The sequence below is a fragment of the Lysobacterales bacterium genome (assembly GCA_014946745.1).
Classification (GTDB): Bacteria; Pseudomonadota; Gammaproteobacteria; order Xanthomonadales; family Xanthomonadaceae; genus Aquimonas.
Map to the genome: position 1 here is coordinate 2,731,932 of JADCRD010000001.1, position 20,719 is coordinate 2,752,650.

At 67.1% G+C, this 20,719-nt stretch carries 15 protein-coding genes and 1 tRNA gene; 3 read left to right on the forward strand and 13 right to left on the reverse strand.

What is annotated here, in order from left to right:
- Positions 1 to 6: 6 nt before the first annotated feature.
- The gene (locus tag H4O13_10855; GenBank protein ID MBE5315887.1) at positions 7 to 2,487 is read right to left on the reverse strand and encodes a glycogen debranching protein; all 2,481 of its coding nucleotides are present in this window, start codon (positions 2,485 to 2,487) and stop codon (positions 7 to 9) included.
- A gap of 363 nt (positions 2,488 to 2,850) precedes the next feature.
- Here H4O13_10855 and H4O13_10860 point away from each other — a divergent pair, with 363 nt between their 5' ends.
- Both H4O13_10860 and H4O13_10865 read left to right on the forward strand, forming a co-directional pair.
- Positions 2,851 to 5,892 (forward strand): DUF3372 domain-containing protein, encoded by a 3,042-nt coding sequence (locus H4O13_10860; GenBank protein MBE5315888.1) that lies wholly within the window; start codon positions 2,851 to 2,853, stop codon positions 5,890 to 5,892.
- Between the two features lie 273 nt (positions 5,893 to 6,165).
- Positions 6,166 to 7,779, forward strand: coding sequence for an alpha-glucosidase (locus tag H4O13_10865; protein ID MBE5315889.1), 1,614 nt, complete (start codon positions 6,166 to 6,168; stop codon positions 7,777 to 7,779).
- Positions 7,780 to 8,081: 302 nt separating this feature from the next.
- Here the strand turns inward: H4O13_10865 and pip are convergent, their stop codons facing one another.
- The 12 genes from pip to H4O13_10925 form a co-directional block, all read right to left on the reverse strand.
- Positions 8,082 to 9,023 (reverse strand): prolyl aminopeptidase, encoded by a 942-nt coding sequence (pip, locus tag H4O13_10870; GenBank protein ID MBE5315890.1) that lies wholly within the window; start codon positions 9,021 to 9,023, stop codon positions 8,082 to 8,084.
- Between the two features lie 155 nt (positions 9,024 to 9,178).
- Positions 9,179 to 9,255, reverse strand: a tRNA-Pro gene (locus H4O13_10875).
- Between the two features lie 131 nt (positions 9,256 to 9,386).
- Positions 9,387 to 9,752 carry a MerR family transcriptional regulator gene (locus tag H4O13_10880; GenBank protein ID MBE5315891.1) on the reverse strand — a complete coding sequence of 122 codons (366 nt, stop codon included), beginning with the start codon at positions 9,750 to 9,752 and terminating at the stop codon, positions 9,387 to 9,389.
- The gene (locus H4O13_10885; GenBank protein MBE5315892.1) at positions 9,733 to 10,032 is read right to left on the reverse strand and encodes an integration host factor subunit alpha; all 300 of its coding nucleotides are present in this window, start codon (positions 10,030 to 10,032) and stop codon (positions 9,733 to 9,735) included. The genes H4O13_10880 and H4O13_10885 overlap by 20 nt, the downstream gene beginning before the upstream one ends.
- A gap of 1 nt (position 10,033) precedes the next feature.
- A complete protein-coding gene (locus H4O13_10890; GenBank protein ID MBE5315893.1) occupies positions 10,034 to 12,457 on the reverse strand; it encodes a phenylalanine--tRNA ligase subunit beta in 2,424 nt (807 codons plus the stop codon).
- Positions 12,458 to 12,543: 86 nt separating this feature from the next.
- Positions 12,544 to 13,539: a phenylalanine--tRNA ligase subunit alpha gene (pheS, locus tag H4O13_10895; protein MBE5315894.1), complete on the reverse strand. Its 996-nt coding sequence runs from the start codon at positions 13,537 to 13,539 to the stop codon at positions 12,544 to 12,546.
- Positions 13,540 to 13,744: 205 nt separating this feature from the next.
- Positions 13,745 to 14,101 carry a 50S ribosomal protein L20 gene (rplT, locus tag H4O13_10900; GenBank protein MBE5315895.1) on the reverse strand — a complete coding sequence of 119 codons (357 nt, stop codon included), beginning with the start codon at positions 14,099 to 14,101 and terminating at the stop codon, positions 13,745 to 13,747.
- Between the two features lie 15 nt (positions 14,102 to 14,116).
- Positions 14,117 to 14,314: a 50S ribosomal protein L35 gene (gene rpmI, locus H4O13_10905; protein ID MBE5315896.1), complete on the reverse strand. Its 198-nt coding sequence runs from the start codon at positions 14,312 to 14,314 to the stop codon at positions 14,117 to 14,119.
- Positions 14,315 to 14,691: 377 nt separating this feature from the next.
- A complete protein-coding gene (gene infC / locus H4O13_10910) occupies positions 14,692 to 15,213 on the reverse strand; it encodes a translation initiation factor IF-3 (GenBank protein MBE5315897.1) in 522 nt (173 codons plus the stop codon).
- Positions 15,214 to 15,277: 64 nt separating this feature from the next.
- On the reverse strand, positions 15,278 to 17,197 hold the full coding sequence (gene thrS, locus H4O13_10915; protein ID MBE5315898.1) for a threonine--tRNA ligase: 1,920 nt from the start codon (positions 17,195 to 17,197) through the stop codon (positions 15,278 to 15,280).
- Positions 17,198 to 17,475: 278 nt separating this feature from the next.
- Positions 17,476 to 18,606: a PilT/PilU family type 4a pilus ATPase gene (locus H4O13_10920; GenBank protein ID MBE5315899.1), complete on the reverse strand. Its 1,131-nt coding sequence runs from the start codon at positions 18,604 to 18,606 to the stop codon at positions 17,476 to 17,478.
- A 160-nt stretch (positions 18,607 to 18,766) separates the two neighbouring features.
- Positions 18,767 to 19,804: a type IV pilus twitching motility protein PilT gene (locus H4O13_10925; protein ID MBE5315900.1), complete on the reverse strand. Its 1,038-nt coding sequence runs from the start codon at positions 19,802 to 19,804 to the stop codon at positions 18,767 to 18,769.
- 148 nt (positions 19,805 to 19,952) lie between these two features.
- Between H4O13_10925 and H4O13_10930 the strand changes: the two genes are divergently transcribed.
- Complete coding sequence (locus tag H4O13_10930; GenBank protein MBE5315901.1) at positions 19,953 to 20,678, forward strand: YggS family pyridoxal phosphate-dependent enzyme; 726 nt, start codon at positions 19,953 to 19,955, stop codon at positions 20,676 to 20,678.
- Positions 20,679 to 20,719: the final 41 nt, after the last annotated feature.

The window sequence follows — 20,719 nt, forward strand, 5'->3', positions numbered from 1 at the left end:
GATCGCTCATCGCGGTGTCTCCGCTGCGCCTGCGGCATCGAGTATCCACCGTCGCAGGCCATCGGCTTCGCGGGTCATCGGATAGCGCTTGGGGTCAGCGGAAGGCGGCGATGCGAAGTCGAGCTGCTGCAGAACGCTCTGCGTCGAGGCCAGCACCTCGGTCTGCTCCAGAAGCAGGCCATCGAGCCGCGCTTCGCTTCCGTCCCAAACCAGCTCGCGCGCTGCCGGGCCAAGCGCAAAGCCAACGCGCACGCGTCCGCCCTCGACGCGCTGCAGGTCGAGCTCGATACGCCGCGCCTGCAGCGGCAAGCCCTCGAAGCGCCAGCGCTGGGTGCCCTTCTGCTGCGCGATCTGCAGGCCCAGGGTTTCGCCCGCGCCGAAGGGGATGCGCGCCTCGGTGTCGGTCCACGCCGACGGCAGCGCGGGCACGAAGCGCAGGGTGTTGCGCAGCAGATCGGGGCGAACGCCGAGGTAGTCCTGCCAGGCGTTGCGGGTGAACTCGGCGACGCTCCAGGACTGCGCGTAGGTCCCCGATGGAACAGGCTGCCCGCGGTCGCCAAGGGCGGCATCGAGCAGCTCGCTCATGCTGCCGCGCGTGCCGTCTTCAAGAATCTGTCGCGCCAGCTCGCGCGTCAGTCGCCAGGCGAGTTCCTGCTGGCCGTGGCGACTGAGGGCGGTGATCGCGAAGCCGGCGTTCCAGCCCCAGACCGTGCCGTTGTGGTACGCGGCGTCCTTGTGGTGCAGCTCGGGCCGGCCGAGGCGCACGGCCTCGTGACGCGGGTGGAACCACGGGTGCGCGGGCTCCAGCGAGGCGATGCCGAAGGGAAACAGCAGATGCTCGACGCTGTCGCGCAGCAGTCGCGCTTCGGCCTGCGTATCGAGGATCGGCGCCCACGGCACGCTGATCAGCATCAGGGCGTTGGGGCGGCGCGCGAGGTCGGCGCTGCCGTCCGGTCGAAGACGATCGGCCACGCGTCCGTCGATCACGAAGCGCTTCAGCACCGCGCTGCGCGCCCGCTGTGCCTGCGCGCGCCAGTGCGCGGCATCGCTGCCCTGCCCGCGCGCCTCGGCCAGCGCGGCGGCGCTCTCCAGCGCGGTGATCCACAGCGCCTGGATCTCGACCGCACGGTCACCCCGCGGCGACCAGGCCGGGCCGTTCTCGTAGACGCGCGCATCCATCCAGGTGTCGGCATCGGCATGACGCAGCAGACCCTCGGCGTCGAGATGCCGCTGCGCGCCTTCGATGTAGCTGCGCGCGAGATCGATCAGCCGATCGGCGAACTCGACATCGCCGCTGTAGCGCACGTACTCGAGCCCCGCCCGCAGCAGCCAGGGCGTGCCGTCGACGGTGTTGTAGATCGTCGGCTGGTTCGTCGCCACGCGATTCGGCACGCGGCCGTAGTCCGGTGAGGTCGGATCGCGCTGCTGGCGTGCGGCGAAAGCATCGAGCACGGCGCGCGCCTCGTTGAAGCGCCCCGAGACCAGCAGCGTGCCGGGCAGCGCGATGAAGGTGTCGCGCCCCCAGTTGTCGCGGAACCAGGGCAGGCCGGCCCAGATGCCCGGCCCGTACTGCTCGACCACGAAGCTGTGCGCGCTGGCCTGGGCCCAGAGCAGAGCGCGGTTGAACTCGGCATCCGCCGTGGTCAGCACAGCGCGACTCAGGCACTGATGCTGAAGTTCGATCTGCGGCCGCCAGCTGTCCTGCGCGGCGAGTTCGCGCGCGGACTGCAGCGCCTGTTCGCGACGGTCGGCATAGGCGATGTGCAGGGTGAGGCGCCTGCCCGGCGTGGCGCGAACGAGGCGCATGGACATCGCTTCGCCCTCTGTGGAGGGCGTCGAATCCACGCGCAGCGGCGCATCCGCACTGAGTGCGATCCAGTCCGGATGCCCGTCCTCGGGCGTCGGTGCCGGCGGCACCAGCAGCAGAACGTCCTCATGCCGTTCGATGCGGTAGCCCGCCAGCGCCGGGCTCCACAGCGGCGTGAAAGCGAGTTCGGCCGCGCTGTCCACCTCAAGGCGCAGGCTGAGCGCCGCGCGCCCCGAGTGCAGCAGCAGGCAGTCCCGCGCGTGCGCATGCTCGACGCAGTGCCCATAGGGGTACAGGGTCTCGCCGGCCGCCGCCTCGCGCGGCAGGCGCTGCCCGTCGACGAAGGCCTCGCGATCCTCGTACAGGCTCGCCTGGCCGATGCGATAGCCGACCCCGCCGCGATAGCCGTGCGTCCAGCCCTCGTAGTAGCCCGCACGGTTGTCGCCAGCGACGAACTGGGCGCGCTCGCCGGGGGCGATGCGGATCGCCATGGCCTCGAAGAAGCGCGCGGCCTCGGAGTGCGCGTGGTCGGCAGGCGCAGGGCGCAACTCGGTGGATGCATTCGGAGCGCTCTCGGCCGGCACCACGCCGATGGACGCACGCCTCGCACAGCCTGCGCCGACAGCCACGCACAGCACACCAAGCATGGCGAGGCCGAGCCGCGCGCGGCTGGCCTTCATTGCAAGCGCAGTCGATGGCATCCGCAGGCCTCGTGGAGATCGGCCCACGATGCTAGCGGCGCCGCCTCGGCTTTCCGTGCTGCAGCTGCGAGGCATACGTATGCAGACGGAGTTCGGCAGTCACAAACGCAAGCGTCGGGCTGCGCTGCGCTGGGTCCCAGCTGCGCGGGCACGGCGTCCCGATGGGGCCCAATGGGCGCAGGCGCGGTGACAGGTTGGGCCTCGCGCAGTCGTAGGTTGGGCCAAGCGCAGCGCGGCCCAACGAGGTCAAGCCCAGCCTCCACGCCGCATACGTATGCAGATGAACCCACCGGAGTACGAGGTCTGGCATCGTCGCGGGCCACGTCTTGAGGAAGCGCCGCAATGCCAGGCTCCTCGCGCAGCGCCGTATGCGCGACTGCGCCACGCGTTCGACCCAGCGCCCCTGCGTGTGCCGCCCGCCGTCTGCTCGGCTTCGGCCTGCTGATTGGGCTATCTCTGGCTGCACAGGCCGACGACAGCCTGCGCGCCGACTGCGATGCGCCCACCCACTTCCGCGTGCTGGCGCGCTCGGACTTGCCGGCGGAAGCGGCGGCGATCTGGCTGGACAGCCAGCGCCTTCGCTGGCCGCAGGCGCCGACCGGCCGCGAGATCGTCCTGCTGCATGCCGACACCGCGATCCGGCTGGATGCCGAGGGACGCCCCGACGAGGGCGTCGCACGGCTCGCACTTACGGCGGCGACCGAGGCCGTATCACCTGCACAACGGCAGCGGTTCGCCTGGTTCGGCGATGGGTCGGAGTTCGCGCTGCCTGAAGGCACCGATATCGCAGGACTGCTGCGCGGCGATCTGCTGCTGGCGGCGCTCGACGGCGAGGGCCGCGTGCAGGCCATGACCCGCGTGCAGCACGCCGCCGCGCTGGATGATCTCTACCCGGCGGCACTCGATGCGCCGCTCGGCGCGCTGCCGAGTCCGGACGCCACGACCTTCGCACTGTGGGCGCCGACCGCGCAGTCCGTTGCGGTCTGCGTGTTCGAGGCTGACGACAGCCCTGCGCGCTCGGCGCGCAGGCTCGATCGCGACGCGGCCAGCGGCGTGTGGTCGGCGCGCCTGCCGGAGGCCTCGATCGGCAGCTACTACAGCTATCTCGTCGATGTGTTCGTGCCGGGCCTGGGCCTGGTGCGCAATCGGGTTACTGACCCCTACGCGCTGGGCCTGGGCGCCAACGGCCAGCGCGCGATGGTCGTCGATCTGGAAGATGCGCGCTTCAAGCCTGAGGGCTGGGATGCGCATCCGCGACCGCCGGCGCCGCAGCACAACGTCGACATGGTGCTGTACGAACTGCATGTGCGCGATTTCTCGCGCGACGATGCGAGCGTGCCGCCGCAGCACCGTGGTCGCTATCTGGGCTTCGCCCAGCGCGACAGCGTGGGCATGCGCCACTTGCGCGCGCTGGCCGAGGCCGGGCTCACCGATGTGCATTTGCTGCCGGTCTACGACATCAGCACCATCCCCGAAACCGGCTGCGTGACGCCGGTGGTGATGGGACCGCCGGATGGCGAACAGCAGCAGGCCAGCATCGGCGCGGTCAAGCATGAGGACTGCTACAACTGGGGCTACGACCCGCAGCACTTCACCGTGCCCGAGGGCAGCTACGCCTCGGACGCGCGCGACGGTGCCGTGCGCATCCGCGAGCTGCGGCGGATGGTGATGGCCCTGCATGCGCTGGGCCTGCGCGTGGGGCTCGACGTGGTCTACAACCACACCAGCCATGCCGGTCAGCATGCGAAGTCGGTGCTCGACCGGATCGTTCCGGGCTACTACCACCGGCTCGATGCCAAGGGCGCGATCGAGCGCAGCACCTGCTGCGAGAACACCGCCACCGAGCACGCGATGATGGCGCGGCTGATGATCGACTCGGCGGTGGTCTGGGTGCGCGACTACCGCATCGATGGCTTCCGCTTCGACCTGATGGGCCACCAGCCGAAGGCGGTGATGCTGGAGCTGATGCGCGCCGTCGATGCAGCGGCCGGCAAGCGCATCCCGATCATCGGCGAGGGCTGGAACTTCGGCGAGGTCGTCGACGGCGCGCGCTTCGTGCAGGCGAGCCAGCTGAGCCTGCCGGGCAGCGGCATCGCCACCTTCAGCGATCGCGCACGCGATGCCCTGCGCGGTGGCGGCGCAGCGACCGCCGGGGCGGAGCTGCGGACGGCGTACGGGTGGCTGAATGGATGGGTTGAGAGCGGGGATCTGGGATTCGGGATTCGGGATTCGGAAGAGCGCGAGTCTCCCGCGCCGCCTTCCCTATCCCCCGGTGGGAGAGGGGCTGGCGGAGAGGGGGCAGCCGATCGCGAGAGTTCTCACCCTCTCCCCAACCCCTATTCCTCCAGGGGAGACGGGCTCGAAGACGCCACTTCGGTTGCCTTCGCCTCAAGCGCGAACTCATCGCCGACGAATCCCAAATCCCCAATCCTGAATCCCGGCTCTCAATCCCGAATCTCGAACCCCGGACTCACGCAGGACCTCGTTCGCATCGGTCTCGCCGGCACGCTGCGCGACTACCGGATGCGCGGAAGCAACAGCGTCGAGCGCTCCCTTGGCGAGTTCAGCTACGCGGGCCAGCCCGCTGGCTACGTGGCTTCGCCGAATGAGGTCGTCAACTACGTCGAGAACCACGACAACCAGACTCTGTACGACATCAACGCGCTGCGCCTGCCGCCGGCGACGACGGCCGAAGAGCGCGCGCGGGTGCAGGTGCTGGGCATGGCCTTCAACCTGCTGAGCCAGGGCGTGCCCTACTTCCACGCCGGCGTCGAGGTGCTGCGCAGCAAGTCGCTGGACCGCAACAGCTACGACAGCGGCGATCATTTCAACCGCTTGGACTACAGCGGCGAGGACAACGGCTTCGGCCGCGGCCTGCCGCCGGCCTGGGACAACGCCAAGGACTGGCCGCAAATGCGCGACCTGCTGGCGGACCCGGCGCTCAAGCCATCGCCCGAGATCTTCGACTACGCGCGCCGCGCTTTCCTCGATTGGCTGCGTCTGCGCGCGCAGACGCCGCTGCTGCGCCTGTCATCGACCGAAGACGTCCAGCAACGGCTGCGCTTCCTCGACATCGACGCCAGCTCGGGGCTGATCGCGGCGCACCTCGATGGCAGCGGGCTCGCAGGCAATCCGCACCCTGAGCTGCTGTATGCGCTCAACGTCAGCACCGAGCCGCAGAGCGTGCGCCTCGACTGGGTGCCAAAGCACAGCATCGGCCGCAGCTGGCGCCTGCATCCCGTGCTGGCGGAGGGCGTGGACCCGCGCGTCCATCGGGCGAGCCTGCAGCTTGAGCCGCACGCGGCGCCCGAGCGCGCGCAGCTGCGCCTGCAGGTGCCCGCACGCACCGCGGTGGTGTGGGTGGCCGGCGATCCGGAGGACTGAAGTCGAAGCAGACGTCGACGCAGGCGCGCGCGGCGGTTTGCTGCGCATGCGATGAGAGCAAAGTCCGGCGAGCAAAGGCTTTCCGGACAACCAGAAGCGATCTGATGCTGCGACCGAACAAACCGCTTGGCGCAAGCGCGGCGAAGCGCTCCGCATGAATACGTATGCACGCGCCGCGGCATGGCTGCGAGCGCTGATTAAGCTTGCCGCCACCTTCACCTCCTCTCGCCTGCACGCCATCGCCCGCCAGGCTCTCCTTTGCCGGAACACGACATGAGCACAGTTCCCTGGTGGCGCGGCGCCGTCATCTACCAGATCTACCCGCGCAGCTTCCAGGACAGCAACGGCGACGGCATCGGCGACCTGCCGGGCATCATCGAGCGCCTCGACTACGTCGCCAGCCTCGGCGTGGATGCGATCTGGATCAGCCCCTTCTTCAAGTCACCGATGGCGGACTTCGGCTACGACATCGCCGACTACCGCGACGTCGATCCGATGTTCGGCACGCTGGACGATTTCGACCGCTTGGTAGCCAAGGCGCATGCGCTGGGGCTGAAGGTGATCATCGACCAAGTGCTGAGCCACACCTCGATCGAGCACGCCTGGTTCAAGGAAAGTCGGCAGAGCCGCGACAACGGGAAGGCCGACTGGTACGTCTGGGCGGATCCGAAGCCCGATGGCACGCCACCGAACAACTGGCTGTCCCTGTTCGGCGGCTGCGCCTGGCAATGGGAGCCGCGGCGCGAGCAGTACTACCTGCACAACTTCCTGGTCAGCCAGCCGGACCTCAACTTCCACAATCCCGAGGTGCAGCAGGCCACGCTCGACAACGTGCGCTTCTGGCTGCAGCGGGGCGTCGACGGGCTCAGGCTGGATGCCGTCAACTTCTGCTTCCACGACCGCCAGCTGCGCGACAACCCGGCCAAGCCCGCGGAACTGCGCACAGGCCGTGGCTTCAGCCCGGACAACCCTTACGCCTACCAGTACCACTGGTACAACAACACCCAGCCCGAGAACATCGCTTTCCTGCGCCGCCTTCGCGCGCTGATGGATGAGTTCGACCAGGTCGCCGCGCTCGGTGAGATCTCGTCGGAGGACTCGCTGCAGACGATGGCGGAGTACACCGGGCCGGATCGCCTGCACATGGGCTACAGCTTCGAGCTGCTGACGCCGGATTTCAGCGTCGAGCACGTGCGTCGCACGGTGAACGATCTCGAAGCCAAGATGACCGAGGGCTGGCCCTGCTGGTCGATCAGCAACCACGACTCGCAGCGCGTGGTGACGCGCTGGGGCGGCGCGCATCCGCCCGCGCATATGGCGCCGATGCTGAGCGCCATGGCCTGCAGCCTGCGCGGCTCGATCTGCGTCTACCAGGGCGAAGAACTCGGGCTGCCCGAGGCCGATATCCCCTTCGAACTGCTGCAGGATCCGTACGGCATCGCGTTCTGGCCGAACTTCAAGGGTCGCGACGGCTGCCGCACGCCGATGCCCTGGCGCAGCGTTGAGCGGGGCGGCTTCACCGAGGCCAAGCCCTGGCTGCCGGTGCCTGCCGAGCATCTGCCTCTCAGCACTGAAGCGCAGGAAACCAAAGACGATTCGGCGCTGCGGCGCTTCCGCCGCTTCATGGCGTTCCGCCGCGCGCTGCCGGCGCTGCGCTGGGGCACGGTGCGCATGCTGGCGACGCGGGAGCCGGTACTGGCTTTCGAACGTGAGCTCGAGGGCAAGCGCCTGCTGTGCGTCTTCAACCTCAGTGCGGAAGCGCAGACGCTCGCGCTGGATGAAGCGCAGGGCGCACAGGCGCTCGACGGACACGGCCTGGTCGGCGGCGCGCTGCGCGACGGCCGCGTGGAGCTCCCGGGCTATGGGGCGTTGTTTGCGCGGTTGTGAGGGCGCCGCTGTAGGCTGATGCGCGACGCTGCGCACAGCCACCTGGCCGCATCGACTGTGACTGGATGCGAGCGGAGCTGGCGCACGTCAATCAGCGCGTCGCTCCGAACTGCCCCTCTGCAACCCCTTGCCTTCGCTTCGCTCGGGCTCCCGGGGCATCGGCTGCACCGGCAGCCGATGTCCCCGAACCGCTCCGCAGGGAGAGGGGCCCAAATGGGCTCGCCCCAAGTCGCTAGGTCAAGGCTGGCGAGACTGGCTCTGCGAATCCCGAATCCCGAATCCCCAATCCCGAATCCCGGCCCTTACCCATACCGCTCCGTCGCCCTCACCAGTGCATCCCCGTTGGCGGGCTCGAAGGCCGAATGGCCGGCATCGGCAGTGATCACCAGTTCGGCTTCGGGGAACGCACGCTTCAGATCCCAGGCGTTCTGGACGGGGCAGACCACGTCGTAGCGGCCGTGAACGATCGTGGTCGGGATGTGGCGGATGCGGTCGACATCGCGCAGCAGCTGATCCTCGACCTCGAAGAAGCCGCCGTTCACGAAGTAGTGGCTCTCGATGCGCGCGAACGCCAGCGCGAAATCGTCAGCCTCGTGCGAGGCGATGAAGTCGGGGTCCTGATGCAGGAAGCTGGTGGCCGCTTCCCATACCGACCAGGCGCGCGCGGCGGCCACGCGCACGACCGGGTCGCTGGAGGTGAGTCGACGGTGGTAGGCGCTGATCAGATCCGCGCGCTCGACCTCGGGAATCGGCTTCAAATAGTGCTCCCAGGCGTCCGGGAACAGGCGCGAGGCGCCCTGCTGGTAGAACCACTCCAGCTCCCAGCGCCGCAGCATGAAGATGCCGCGCAGCACGAGTTCGGTGACGCGTTCTGGATGGGTTTCGGCGTAGGCCAGCGCCAGCGTGGAGCCCCAACTGCCGCCGAATACCTGCCAGCGCTCGATGCCAAGGTGCTCGCGCAGGCGCTCGATATCGGCGACCAGGTCCCAGGTGGTGTTGTCGACGAGATCCGCATGCGGCCGTGAGCGCCCAGCGCCGCGCTGGTCGAACAGCACGATGCGGTACTTCGCGGGATCGTGGAACTGCCTCATCTTCGGGCTGCACCCGCCGCCCGGGCCGCCGTGCAGCATCACCACCGGCTTGCCTTTGGGGTTGCCGCACTCTTCGAAGTACAGGGTGTGCCGTTCGGACACCGCCAGCTCACCGCTGGCATAGGGTTCGATCGCGGGGAAGAGTGTGCGCATCGCTCAAGCTCGCTCGATGGAGGAAGCTCGGGAGTGTAGCGGCTTGGTGGGCCAGGGACCCACAGCTTGGGGAAACACCTCAGGCCAACGGCTCGACGAAGAAAATGCGAGCGCGGCGAACAGGCGAGGAATGGCCAAGCGGAGGATGGATCGGATGGTCGGGGCGGCCGGATTTGAACCGACGACCCTTTGCCCCCCAGGCAAATGCGCTACCAGGCTGCGCTACGCCCCGACGCGATTCCGATCAGTGCTGCGATCTGCACGTCGGCCTTGAGGCCTCGACAGTACAGATCGCGCAATTATAGACGAGAGTTGTGGGCTTGTCTCGACTGCACAGCCGTCCTGGCGACGGCATGCGGAAACTCAGGATTTCAGCAGCTCCAGAACGGCTTCGAGCTCCATGCGCACCTCGCGAAGGATCTGCAGCGAGCTGTCGTTCGCCAAGGGGCTGGGGCGCTGCCCGTCGGCCTCCAGACGCTGTCGCGCGCCAGTGATCGTAAAGCCCTCCTCGTACAGCAGAGCGCGGATCTGGCGGATGGTCAACACGTCCTGACGCTGGTAGTAGCGCCGGTTGCCGCGGCGCTTGACCGGCTTCAGGCTGGGGAACTCGGTCTCCCAGTAGCGCAGCACGTGCGGCTTGACGCGACACAGCTCGCTGACCTCACCGATGGTGAAATAGCGCTTGGCCGGGATGGCCGGAAGTTCGGCGTTACTGCCCGGATCCAGCATAGGCTTCCACGCGCTCCTTGAGCTTCTGACCCGGACGGAAAGTGACCACGGTGCGCGCGGAGATAGGAATCTCCTCGCCGGTCTTCGGATTGCGGCCGGGCCGCTGGTTCTTCTTGCGCAGGTCGAAGTTGCCGAAGCCGGACAGCTTTACCTGGTGGCCGGTTTCCAGCGCATCGCGCAACACATCGAAAAAGGCATCGACGAACTCCTTGGCCTCACGCTTGTTGAGGCCGACATCGTCGAACAGCTTCTCGGCCATTTCGGCCTTGGTCAGTGCCATGTCACCCCCTGAGCGTGGCGCCGAACGTCCTGAACAGCGCCGCCACCGCATCGGCGATGGCCTGATCCGCATCCTGATCCGTGAGGGTGCGTGAAACGTCCTGCAAAATCAAGCCAATAGCGAGGCTGCGGAAGCCCGGCTCGATGCCCTTGCCCTGGTACTGATCGAACAGCTGGATGGCTTGCACGCGGCCTTCCAACGCGCTCCGCAGGCAGGCTTCAAGCGCCGACCACGGGTGCTGCTCGGCGACGAGCACGGCGATATCCCGACGAACGGACGGAAAGCGCGAGACCGGCTGGGCGCGCGGCAGCGCACGCTCCAGCACCGGCGCCAGTTCGACCTCGAACACCACCACTTCCTCGTCGAGGTCGAGCGCCTTGGCGAGGGCCGGATGCAGGTGGCCGATGCAGCCGATGCTGCGGCCCTTGAACCACACATCCGCACCGCGCCCCGGATGCAGGAAAGCGGCCGTGGTGGGTCGGAACTCGACGCGAGCGGGATCCCCCGCCAATGCCAGCACGGATTCGAGATCCGCCTTCATGTCGTAGAAATCGAGCGCGCGCGCCGGCAGGCCCCACTGCTCGGCCTCGGCACGGCCGCAGGCGGCGGCGGCGAAGCGCAGGGTCTCGATCGGGCCGGACTCGCCCTGGTGGAACACGCGACCCAGTTCGAACAGGCGCGGCCGCAGCTCCTGGCGGTCACGGTTGTGCGCCAGCGCCTGCACCAGACCCGGCAGCAGGCCGGTGCGCATCACCGCCAGCTCCGCGCTCAGCGGATTGGCCAGAGCGATCGCGCCCTCAGCAAGACCCCAGCGATCCAGCAGCGCCTGCTCGACGAAGGCGAAGCAGATCGTCTCGCGATAGCCGCGGCCGGCCAGCGCGCGACGCAGTTCGCCCTCACCCAGCCGCGTTTCGCTCGGCATGGCCAGCGGAATAGCGCCCGTCGGCGTGCTGGTCGGGATGGCCTCGTAGCCGTGGATGCGCACCACTTCTTCGATCAGGTCTTCTTCAATCGCGATATCGAACCGCCGCGAGGGCGGCGTGACCCACCAGCCGCCACCGATGTGCGAGCCGCGCAGGCCGTCGACGGGTTCATCGGCAGCGCCGTCGAACGCTTCGACCTGCATGCCCAGCGCGCGCAGGATGCGCTCGACCTCGGCGTCGGCGATATGCACGCCCAGCACGCGCGCCAAGCGCGAGCGCCGCAGGCACACGGCCTTGGGCAAGGGCAGATGTTCGGACAAGGATGCTTCTGTCACCGGGCCAGCGCTGCCCCCGGCATGCGCCAGGATCAGCTGGGTCGCCCGCTCCAGGGCCAGCCGCGGCAGCTCGGGATCGACGCCGCGCTCGAAGCGGTGAGATGCATCGGTATGCATGCCCAGCTTGCGGGCGCGGCCGATGATGGCCTCGGGCGCGAAGTGCGCACTCTCAAGGAACACGCTGCGGCTGCCGGTGGTGACACGGGTGTCCCAGCCGCCCATCACGCCGGCCAGCGCCACCGCGCAATCGGCGTCGGTGATCACCAGGAAGCCTTCGTCGAGCCTGACCTCGCGCTCATCCAGCAGCTTCAGCGTTTCGCCCGCGCGCGCAGCGCGCACGCCGACCGGTCCGGTCAGCGTGGCACGATCGAAGGCGTGCATCGGCTGGCCGAGCTCCAGCATCACGTATTGGGTGACATCGACCAGCAGGCTGATCGGACGGATGCCGGAGCGGCGCAGGCGCTCGGCCATCCACAGCGGTGTGGGAGCTGCGGCATCGACGCCTTCGATGACGCGGCCGCAGTAGCGCGGCGCGGCAGCGCCAGCCCGCAGTTCCACCGGCAGCGCGTCGGCGCTGCTCACTGCGGCAGGCGGCACATCCAGCGGATGGACGTTCGCCCCCAGAACAGCGGCGACGTCATAGGCGATGCCGCGCACGCCGAAGCAGTCGGCGCGGTTCGGGGTCAGCTTGATCTCGATGCTGGCGTCAGGCAGGCCGAGATAGTCGCCAAAGCCGGCACCCACCGGCGCGTCGGCCGGCAGCTCCATCAGCCCGGAGGCATCCGCATCGACGCCCAGCTCCTTCGCTGAACAAAGCATGCCGAAGCTCTCGACGCCACGCAGCTTGGCCGGCTTGATCGTGAGGCCGCCCGGCAGCACGGCGCCAACGGTCGCCAGCGGCGCTTTCAGCCCTGGCCGCGCGTTCGGCGCGCCGCAGACGATCTGCACTGTGCCGCTGCCGGTGTCGACCGTGCAGACCTGCAGGCGGTCGGCCTCGGGATGGCGGGCGCAGTCCACGATCTGCGCCACCACCACACCGTCCAAGCCCTCACCCAGCGCGGAGATCTCTTCAACCTCCAGCCCGATCGCAGTCAGCTTGGCCGCGAGTTCTTCGCGCGAGGCTTCGACGGTGACGTGTTCGCGCAGCCAGTTTTCGGAAAACTTCATTGCCTGTGTCCATCAGAGGCCGCGCGAGCCAGACTCGCTGCGGCTTACAAATCCCGAATGCCCAATCCCTAACCCCGCAGTTCGCCTCAGGCGAACTGCGCGAGAAAACGCGTGTCGTTCTCGAAGAAGCTGCGCAGGTCGCTGACGCCGTAGCGGAGCATCGCGAAGCGCTCGATGCCGATGCCGAAGGCGAAGCCGGTGTAGCGTTCGGGGTCGATGCCGCAGGCGCGCAGCACATTCGGATGCACCATGCCGCAGCCCAGCACTTCCAGCCAACGCTCACTGCCGTCTTCGCGGTCCCAGCGGATGTCGACTTCAGCCGAGGGCTCGGTGAAGGGGAAGTAGCTCGGGCGGAAGCGCATCGCGAAGTCGCGCTCGAAGAAGGCGTCGACGAACTGCTTCAGCGTGCCCTTGAGATCGGCGAAGGTGCTGGTCTCGTCGATCAGCAGGCCCTCCATCTGATGGAACATCGGCGAGTGGGTCTGATCGGAGTCCGAACGGTAGACCTTGCCGATGGCGATCATGCGGAAGGGCGGCTGGCGCTCGCGCATGTAGCGCACCTGCACCGGCGAGGTGTGGGTGCGCAGCAGACGCCCGTCCGGGAAGTAGAAGGTGTCGTGCATGGCGCGCGCCGGGTGGTGCGGCGGGAAGTTCAGCGCCTCGAAGTTGTGCCAGTCGTCCTCGATCTCCGGGCCATCGGCCAGTTCGTAGCCCATGCGCGCAAAGATGCCGGCGATGCGCTCGGCGGCGCGCGCGACCGGGTGCAGGCTGCCGGCACGCGATCCGCGGCCAGGCAGGCTGACGTCGATGCGCTCGGAGGCAAGACGCGCATCCAGCGCGGCCTTCTCCAGCAGCGCACGGCGCGCACCGATGGCATCGGTCAGCGCCTGCTTGATGCGATTGACCTCCGCACCGGCGGCCTTGCGCGCCTCCGGATCCAGGGCGCCCAGCCGCTTCAACTGCTCCGTGATCAGGCCTGCCTTGCCTAGCAGGCGCACGCGGATGGCTTCCAGCGCGTCGATGCTGTCGGCCTGTTCGATCTCGTTCGCGGCGCTCTGCGCCTGCGCTTCCAACTCGCTCATGCTTATCGCTCGTGACGGTACCCGCACTCGCGGGCCTGGCCCGGGCTCGATGCCCGGGGCGTGGATCGAAAAGCCTGCCCTCGGCGGCGCTGCGCGCCAAGCCCCAAGCAAACTCCAACCCTGAAAACGCCTGTGGGGAAGAGCATGCCCTTCCCCACAGGAGATCCGCGGCATCCACTCCGCGGCATGTCGAACGCTCCGGACCTTAGGCCAGGGCGCCCTTGGCCTTCTCGGCCAGCGAACCGAACGCCGGCAGATCGTGCACAGCCAGATCGGCCAGGACCTTGCGGTCGAGGCTGATGCTGGCCTTCTTGAGGCCGTTCATCAGGCGGCTGTAGGACAGACCGAACTGGCGGGCCGCCGCATTGATGCGGACGATCCACAGCGCGCGGAACTGACGCTTGCGCTGCTTGCGGCCGATGTAGGCGTACTGGCCGGCCTTGGTAACGGCCTGCTTGGCAACGCGGAACACCTTGCGACGGGCGTTGTAATAACCCTTCGCGCGCGCGAGGACGGACTTGTGACGACGACGGGCGGTAACGCCACGCTTGACTCGTGCCATGGTTGCGATCCTCCCTTAGAGGTACGGGAGCATGCGCTGGACGCGGCCTGCGTCCTCCGCACGAACGTGGTTGGTGCCGCGCAGACCGCGCTTACGCTTGGTCGACTTCTTGGTCAGGATGTGGCTCTTGAATGCATGGCCACACTTGAACTTGCCGGAGGCGGTCTTGCGGAAACGCTTCGCGGCAGCCCGATTGGTCTTGATCTTGGGCATGGGAAACTCCTTGCAAGCAGCGGCGAACCGCTGCGGATCTTGGATACCCGGAATGCGCGGATGAAGCCCGTGTGGGCCGCATCGCTTGGGGAGCACATTCCGCGCTTGTAGCCCTCGCCACGGCAACGCCGTGGTGCAGGGCGGTAAGGCCTGCGCGAGTGCATCGCGGCACCGCGAAGGCGCCGATCACCAAACGGCTGCGATCGGCAAAAACCCCGGCGAACCGGGTACGACAGCCGCGGGCTCCTGCCCGCTCTGCGCGCGCTACGGGACTGCATGGCCCCGAACCGCTCCCGCTGCATCCCTGCGGGGGAATCTCTCAAGCGCGAGGCCCCGGCCGGTAGCGGCCGGGGCCTCGCGGTGTCGCTCGAAGACGCTTACTGCTTCTTCTTGGGCGCGATCATCATCACCATCTGGCGACCTTCGAGGCGCGGACGCTGCTCGATGACCACCTCGTCGCCCAGATCCGCTTCGATCTTGGCGGCCATCGCCAGACCGAGCTCCTGGTGGGCCATTTCACGGCCCTTGAAGCGGATGTTGATCTTGACCTTGTCGCCTTCCTCAAGGAAGCGCCGGATATTGCGAAGCTTGATGGCGTAGTCGCCGACATCGGTGGTGGGGCGGAACTTGAGTTCCTTCAACTCCACCTGCTTCTGCTTCTTCTTGGCGGCACTCGCCTTCTTCTGCTGCTCAAAGCGGAACTTGCCGAAATCCATGATGCGGCAGACCGGCGGATCGACGTTGGGCTGGATCTCGACCAAGTCGAGCTCCAGATCCAGCGCCATGCGCAGGGCTTCGTCGCGGCTCAGAACGCCGATGTTCTCGCCTTCGGCACCGATGACGCGCACGCGCGGCACCCGGATCTCGTGGTTCTTGCGGTTCAGCTTTTCGGTATTGATTCGCGTGTCTCCGTGCTGGGCTGCTGGTCCGGACCGACGCGCAAGGTGTTGATCCTGCGGGGGATCACACCTTGTCGCGAGCGGTGGGTCCGTTCTCCGCGCGCAGTCGCTCGATCAGCTCGGACAGTTTCATGCTGCCCAGATCTTCGCCAGAACGCGCGCGCACTGCGACGAGCCCTTCCTCTTTTTCGCGGTCGCCCACGACCAGGAGGTAGGGAATCTTCTGCAGGGTATGCTCGCGAATCTTATAACCGATCTTTTCGTTTCTCAAGTCGGACTGAACCCGGAAGCCTTGCTGGACAAGGGCTTGGGTCACCTCGCGGACATAGTCTCCCTGGGCATCGGTGATGTTCATCACCACCGCCTGCACCGGCGCCAGCCACAGCGGGAACAGGCCGGCGTGATGCTCGATCAGGATGCCGATGAAGCGCTCCATCGAGCCGACGATGGCCCTGTGCAGCATCGCCGGATGCCGGCGCGTGCTGGTCTCGTCGACATACTCCGCGCCCAGGCGGCCGGGCATCATGAAGTCGACCTGCATGGTGCCGACCTGCCAGCCGCGACCGATCGAGTCGCGCATGTGGTACTCGATCTTCGGCCCGTAGAAGGCACCCTCGCCGGGCAGCTCCTCCCAGTGCACGCCGCAGCTGCCGAGTGCGGCGCGCAAAGCGTTCTCGGCTTTGTCCCAGGTGGTGTCGTCGCCCAGGCGTGAATCCGGGCGCAGGGCGATCTTGAGCGAGATGTCCTCGAAACCGAAGTCGCGGTAAACCGCCATCGCCTGCTGATGGAAGGCGGTGACCTCGGCTTCGATCTGGTCTTCGGTGCAGAAGATGTGCCCGTCGTCCTGGGTGAAGGCGCGCACGCGCATGATGCCGTGGAGGGCACCGGAGGGCTCGTTGCGATGGCAGCCGCCGAACTCGCCGTAGCGGATCGGCAGGTCGCGGTAGCTGTGCAGGCCGGAATTGAAGATCTGCACGTGGCCCGGGCAGTTCATGGGCTTCACCGCATAGGTCCGCTTCTCGGACTCGGTGAAGAACATGTTCTCCTTGTAGTTGTCCCAGTGGCCGGACTTCTTCCACAGCGAGACGTCGAGGATCTGCGGGCAGCGCACCTCCTGGTAGCCCGAGGCCTTGTAGACGCCGCGCATGTACTGCTCGACTGTCTGCCAGAGCGTCCAGCCGCGCGGGTGCCAGAACACCATGCCGGGCGCTTCCTCCTGCTGGTGGAACAGGTCCAGCTGCTTGGCGATGCGGCGGTGATCGCGCTTCTCAGCCTCTTCCAGCTGGTGCAGGTAGGCCTTGAGATCCTTGTCGTTCAGCCAGGCCGTGCCGTAGATGCGCGACAGCATCTGGTTGTTGGAATCACCGCGCCAGTAGGCGCCGGCGACCTTCATCAGCTTGAAGGCGCGCAGCTTGTCGGTGCCCGGCACGTGCGGGCCGCGGCAGAGGTCGGTGAACTCGCCCTGCGAGTACAGCGAAAGGTCTTCGCTGGCCGGAATCGACTCGATGATCTCGGCCTTGTAGAGCTCGCCCAAGCCTCGGAAGAAGGTGATCGCTTCGTCGCGCGACTTGACCGTGCGGCTCACGGCGAGCTTCTCCGTGACGATCTTCTGCATCTCGGCTTCGATCTTCGGCAGGTCGTCCGGCGTAAACGGGCGCTCGTAAGCGAAGTCGTAGTAGAAGCCGTTGTCGATCACCGGGCCGATCGTGACCTGCGCGCCCGGATACAGACGCTGCACGGCCTGCGCGAGCAGATGCGCGGTCGAATGGCGCAGGATCTCCAGCGCGTCGGGATGCTTGTCGGTGATGATCTCCAGCGAGGCATCGGTTGAGATGCGGTGGCTGGTGTCGACGAGCCTGCCGTCGACCTTGCCGGCCAGTGCCGCCTTGGCGAGACCGGCGCCGATGCTGGCAGCGACCTCGCCCACGGACACCGGGCCTTCGAACTCACGGCGGCTGCCGTCGGGGAGCGTGATGTGGAGCATGGGAATTCACTCGTGCAGCGCCTGCGCGGAAGGCCCTCGGGGCGCACGCGTCAGGCAACAAAAAAGGGCGCAAGCGCCCTCGGATCGGGTGCCAGCGCAGTCTGGAAGATCTCAGTCGGCGGTAGTGGACATGTCGCACGCTCGGCCGGCGTTGCCGCCTGACCACCTTGGGTAGAATCGATTCAGGACACTCGCTGCGGGATGCGTTCACCGCAGGGCCGCAACGCTAGACCCGCCCGCCGCGCGCTGTCAAATCGCGCGGCGGACGCTGCAAGAGCTCAGCGCGACTCGATCAGCTCGACGCCGTCCATGCCTTGGGCCAGGGAATGCATATCGCCGCCCTGGGCCAGCTTGATCTTGAGACGGACTTCGTTGGTGGAGTCGGCGTGGCGCAGCGCATCTTCGTAGCTGATCTCGCCGGCCTGATACAGCTCGAACAGGGCCTGGTCGAAGGTCTTCATGCCGAGGTTGGTGGACTCCTTCATCACTTCCTTGATCTTGTGGATCTCGCCCTCGCGGATGTAGTCCTGCACCAGCGGCGTGCCCAGCAACACCTCCAGAGCGACGCGACGCCCCTTGCCATCGGGCGTGGGAATCAGCTGCTGCGCGACCACGCCCTTCAGGTTCAGCGAGAGGTCCATCAGCAGCTGACCGCGCCGGTCTTCGGGGAAGAAGTTGATGATGCGGTCCATCGCCTGGTTGGCGTTGTTGGCATGCAGGGTGCACAGCACCAGATGGCCGGTTTCGGCGAAGGCGATGGCATGGTCCATGCCCTCGCGGGTGCGCACTTCACCGATCATGATCACGTCCGGCGCTTGGCGCAGGGTGTTCTTGAGCGCGTTCTCCCAGCTGTCGGTATCGATGCCGACCTCGCGCTGGGTGATGATGCAGCCCTCGTGCTTGTGCACGTACTCGATCGGGTCCTCGATCGTGATGATGTGGCCCGAAGAGTTCTGGTTGCGGTAGCCGATCATCGCGGCCAGCGTGGTCGACTTGCCGGTGCCGGTGGCGCCGACCAGGATCACGATGCCGCGCTTGGTCATCGAGAGAGTCTTGATGACCGGCGGAAGATTGAGCTCATCGCAGGTGGGAATACGCGTCTCGATACGACGCAGCACCATGCCGACCTGGTTGCGCTGGTAGAAGCAGCTCACGCGAAAACGACCCACGCCGGACACACCGATCGCGAAGTTGCACTCGTGGGTTTTCTCGAACTCCTCGCGCTGGCTCGGCGTCATCACATTCAGCACCAGGTCGCGCGATTGCTGCGGCGTCAGTGGGGTCTGGGTGATCGGCTGCAGGCGCCCGTGCACCTTGATCGTCGGCGGCATGCCCGAGGTGACGAACAAGTCCGAGGCCTTCTTGTGCGACATCAGCTTGAGGTAGCTGGTGAAGTCGATGCTGCTCATGGCGTGCTCCTTCGGAGCGGGATTCGGGATTGGGGATTCGGGATTGAACGACCGCTGGGGCGGCGGCAGGGACTCTCAGTGCTTCGGGCGGAGACGGAACCGGAACACAGCCTCAAGGGCGCTCTCCCAATCCCGAATCCCCAATCCCGAATCCCGGCTCTTATTCAAACAACCGCTTGTCCTTCGCATACTCGCGGGCCGCCTGGCGGGTCACCAGGCCACGCTTCACCAGATCCTGGAGGCACTGGTCGAGGGTCTGCATGCCGTAGTTCTGGCCGGTCTGGATGGCCGAGTACATCTGCGCGACCTTGTCCTCGCGGATCAGGTTCCGGATGGCGGGAATGCCGATCATGATTTCGTGCGCGGCAACGCGGCCACCACCGACTTTCTTCAGCAGCGACTGCGAGATCACTGCGCGCAGCGACTCCGACAACATCGAGCGCACCATCGGCTTTTCGCCGGCCGGGAACACGTCGATGATGCGGTCGATGGTTTTGGCGGCCGAGCTGGTGTGCAGGGTGCCGAACACGAGGTGGCCGGTCTCCGCTGCGGTCAACGCGAGGCGAATGGTTTCGAGGTCGCGCAGCTCGCCAACCAGGATGTAGTCGGGATCTTCACGCAGCGCCGAGCGCAGGGCCTCGTTGAAGCCATGCGTGTCACGGTGCACCTCGCGCTGGTTGATCAGACACTTGTTCGAGGTGTGGACGAACTCGATGGGGTCCTCGACGGTGAGGATGTGCCCGTACTCGTTCTTGTTAACGTGGTCGATCATCGCCGCCAGCGTGGTCGACTTGCCCGAACCGGTTGGGCCGGTGACCAGGATCAGCCCTTGGGGCTGCTCGATCAGCTCGCGGAAGATCTTGGGCGCGGCGAGATCTTCGAGGGTCAACACCTCGGACGGAATGGTACGGAATACCGCACCGGCGCCGCGGTTCTGGTTGAAGGCGTTGACGCGGAACCGCGCGAGGCCCGGGATCTCGAACGAGAAGTCGACCTCGTAGAACTCTTCATAGTCGCGGCGCTGCTTGTCCGACATGATGTCGTAGATCAGCGCGTGCACCTGCTTGTGATCGAGTGCCGGGATGTTGATGCGGCGGACGTCACCGTCCACACGGATCATCGGCGGCAGGCCGGCAGAGAGGTGCAGGTCCGAGGCTTTGTTCTTGACCGAAAACGCCAGAAGTTCAGCGATATCCATGAGTCGCGCATCCCCGCTTGATGAGTGTCGGCAGGCGCCGCCGTAAGTCGGGCGGCGCGCCGCTAGACTGTGCCACAGCGCCTTGTGCGCCCGCCCCCTGGCGCCGGCCGCAATGCGCCGGAGTATAGCCCCGAACAGCAACCTGACCATGCCAACGCAGCCGCACAATCCGCAGACCGCCGCAGACCGCCTGGAAGCCCTTCGCGCTCGCATCGAGGTGGCCGCTCGGGGTCGGGCCGTTGAGCTGCTGGCGGTCAGCAAGACCCAGCCCGCCGAGGCGGTTTCGGCGCTCGCCGGCTGCGGTCAGCGGGCCTTCGGCGAGAACTACGTGCAGGAGGCCGCGGCCAAGATCGAAGCCCTGCGGGCGCTGGGCCTGCGCTGGCATTTGATCGGCCACCTGCAGTCGAACAAGGCCCCACAGGCTGCCGCGGTGTTCGATTGCATCGAAAGCGTGGACCGCGCCAAGCTGCTGCCGCTCTTGGATGCCGCGCGAGCGAGCAGCGGACGCGAGCCACTGGAGATCCTGCTGCAGGTCAACATCGACGACGAGACCAGCAAGTCCGGCTGCCGCCCCGAGGATCTGCCGGCGCTGGCCGAGGCTGCCGACCGCTGCGCGCATCTGCGCCTGCGCGGTCTGATGAGCATCCCCGCGCCCGCTCCGGAGCTCGAAGCCCGCCGCCGCAGCTTCGCGGCGCTGCGCGGCCTGTTCGAACAGCTGCGCGCCCGTCACCCACAGGTGGACACCCTGTCGATGGGGATGAGCGAGGACTTCGAGCTGGCGATCGCAGAGGGCGCCACGCGGGTGCGGGTGGGCAGTGCGCTGTTTGGGCCTCGCGGAACCGGGAATGGGCCATCGGGAATGGAGAATCGTTAGGAGCGGCCCGCTACACGGCTATTCTTGCCCCAGGTGACGCC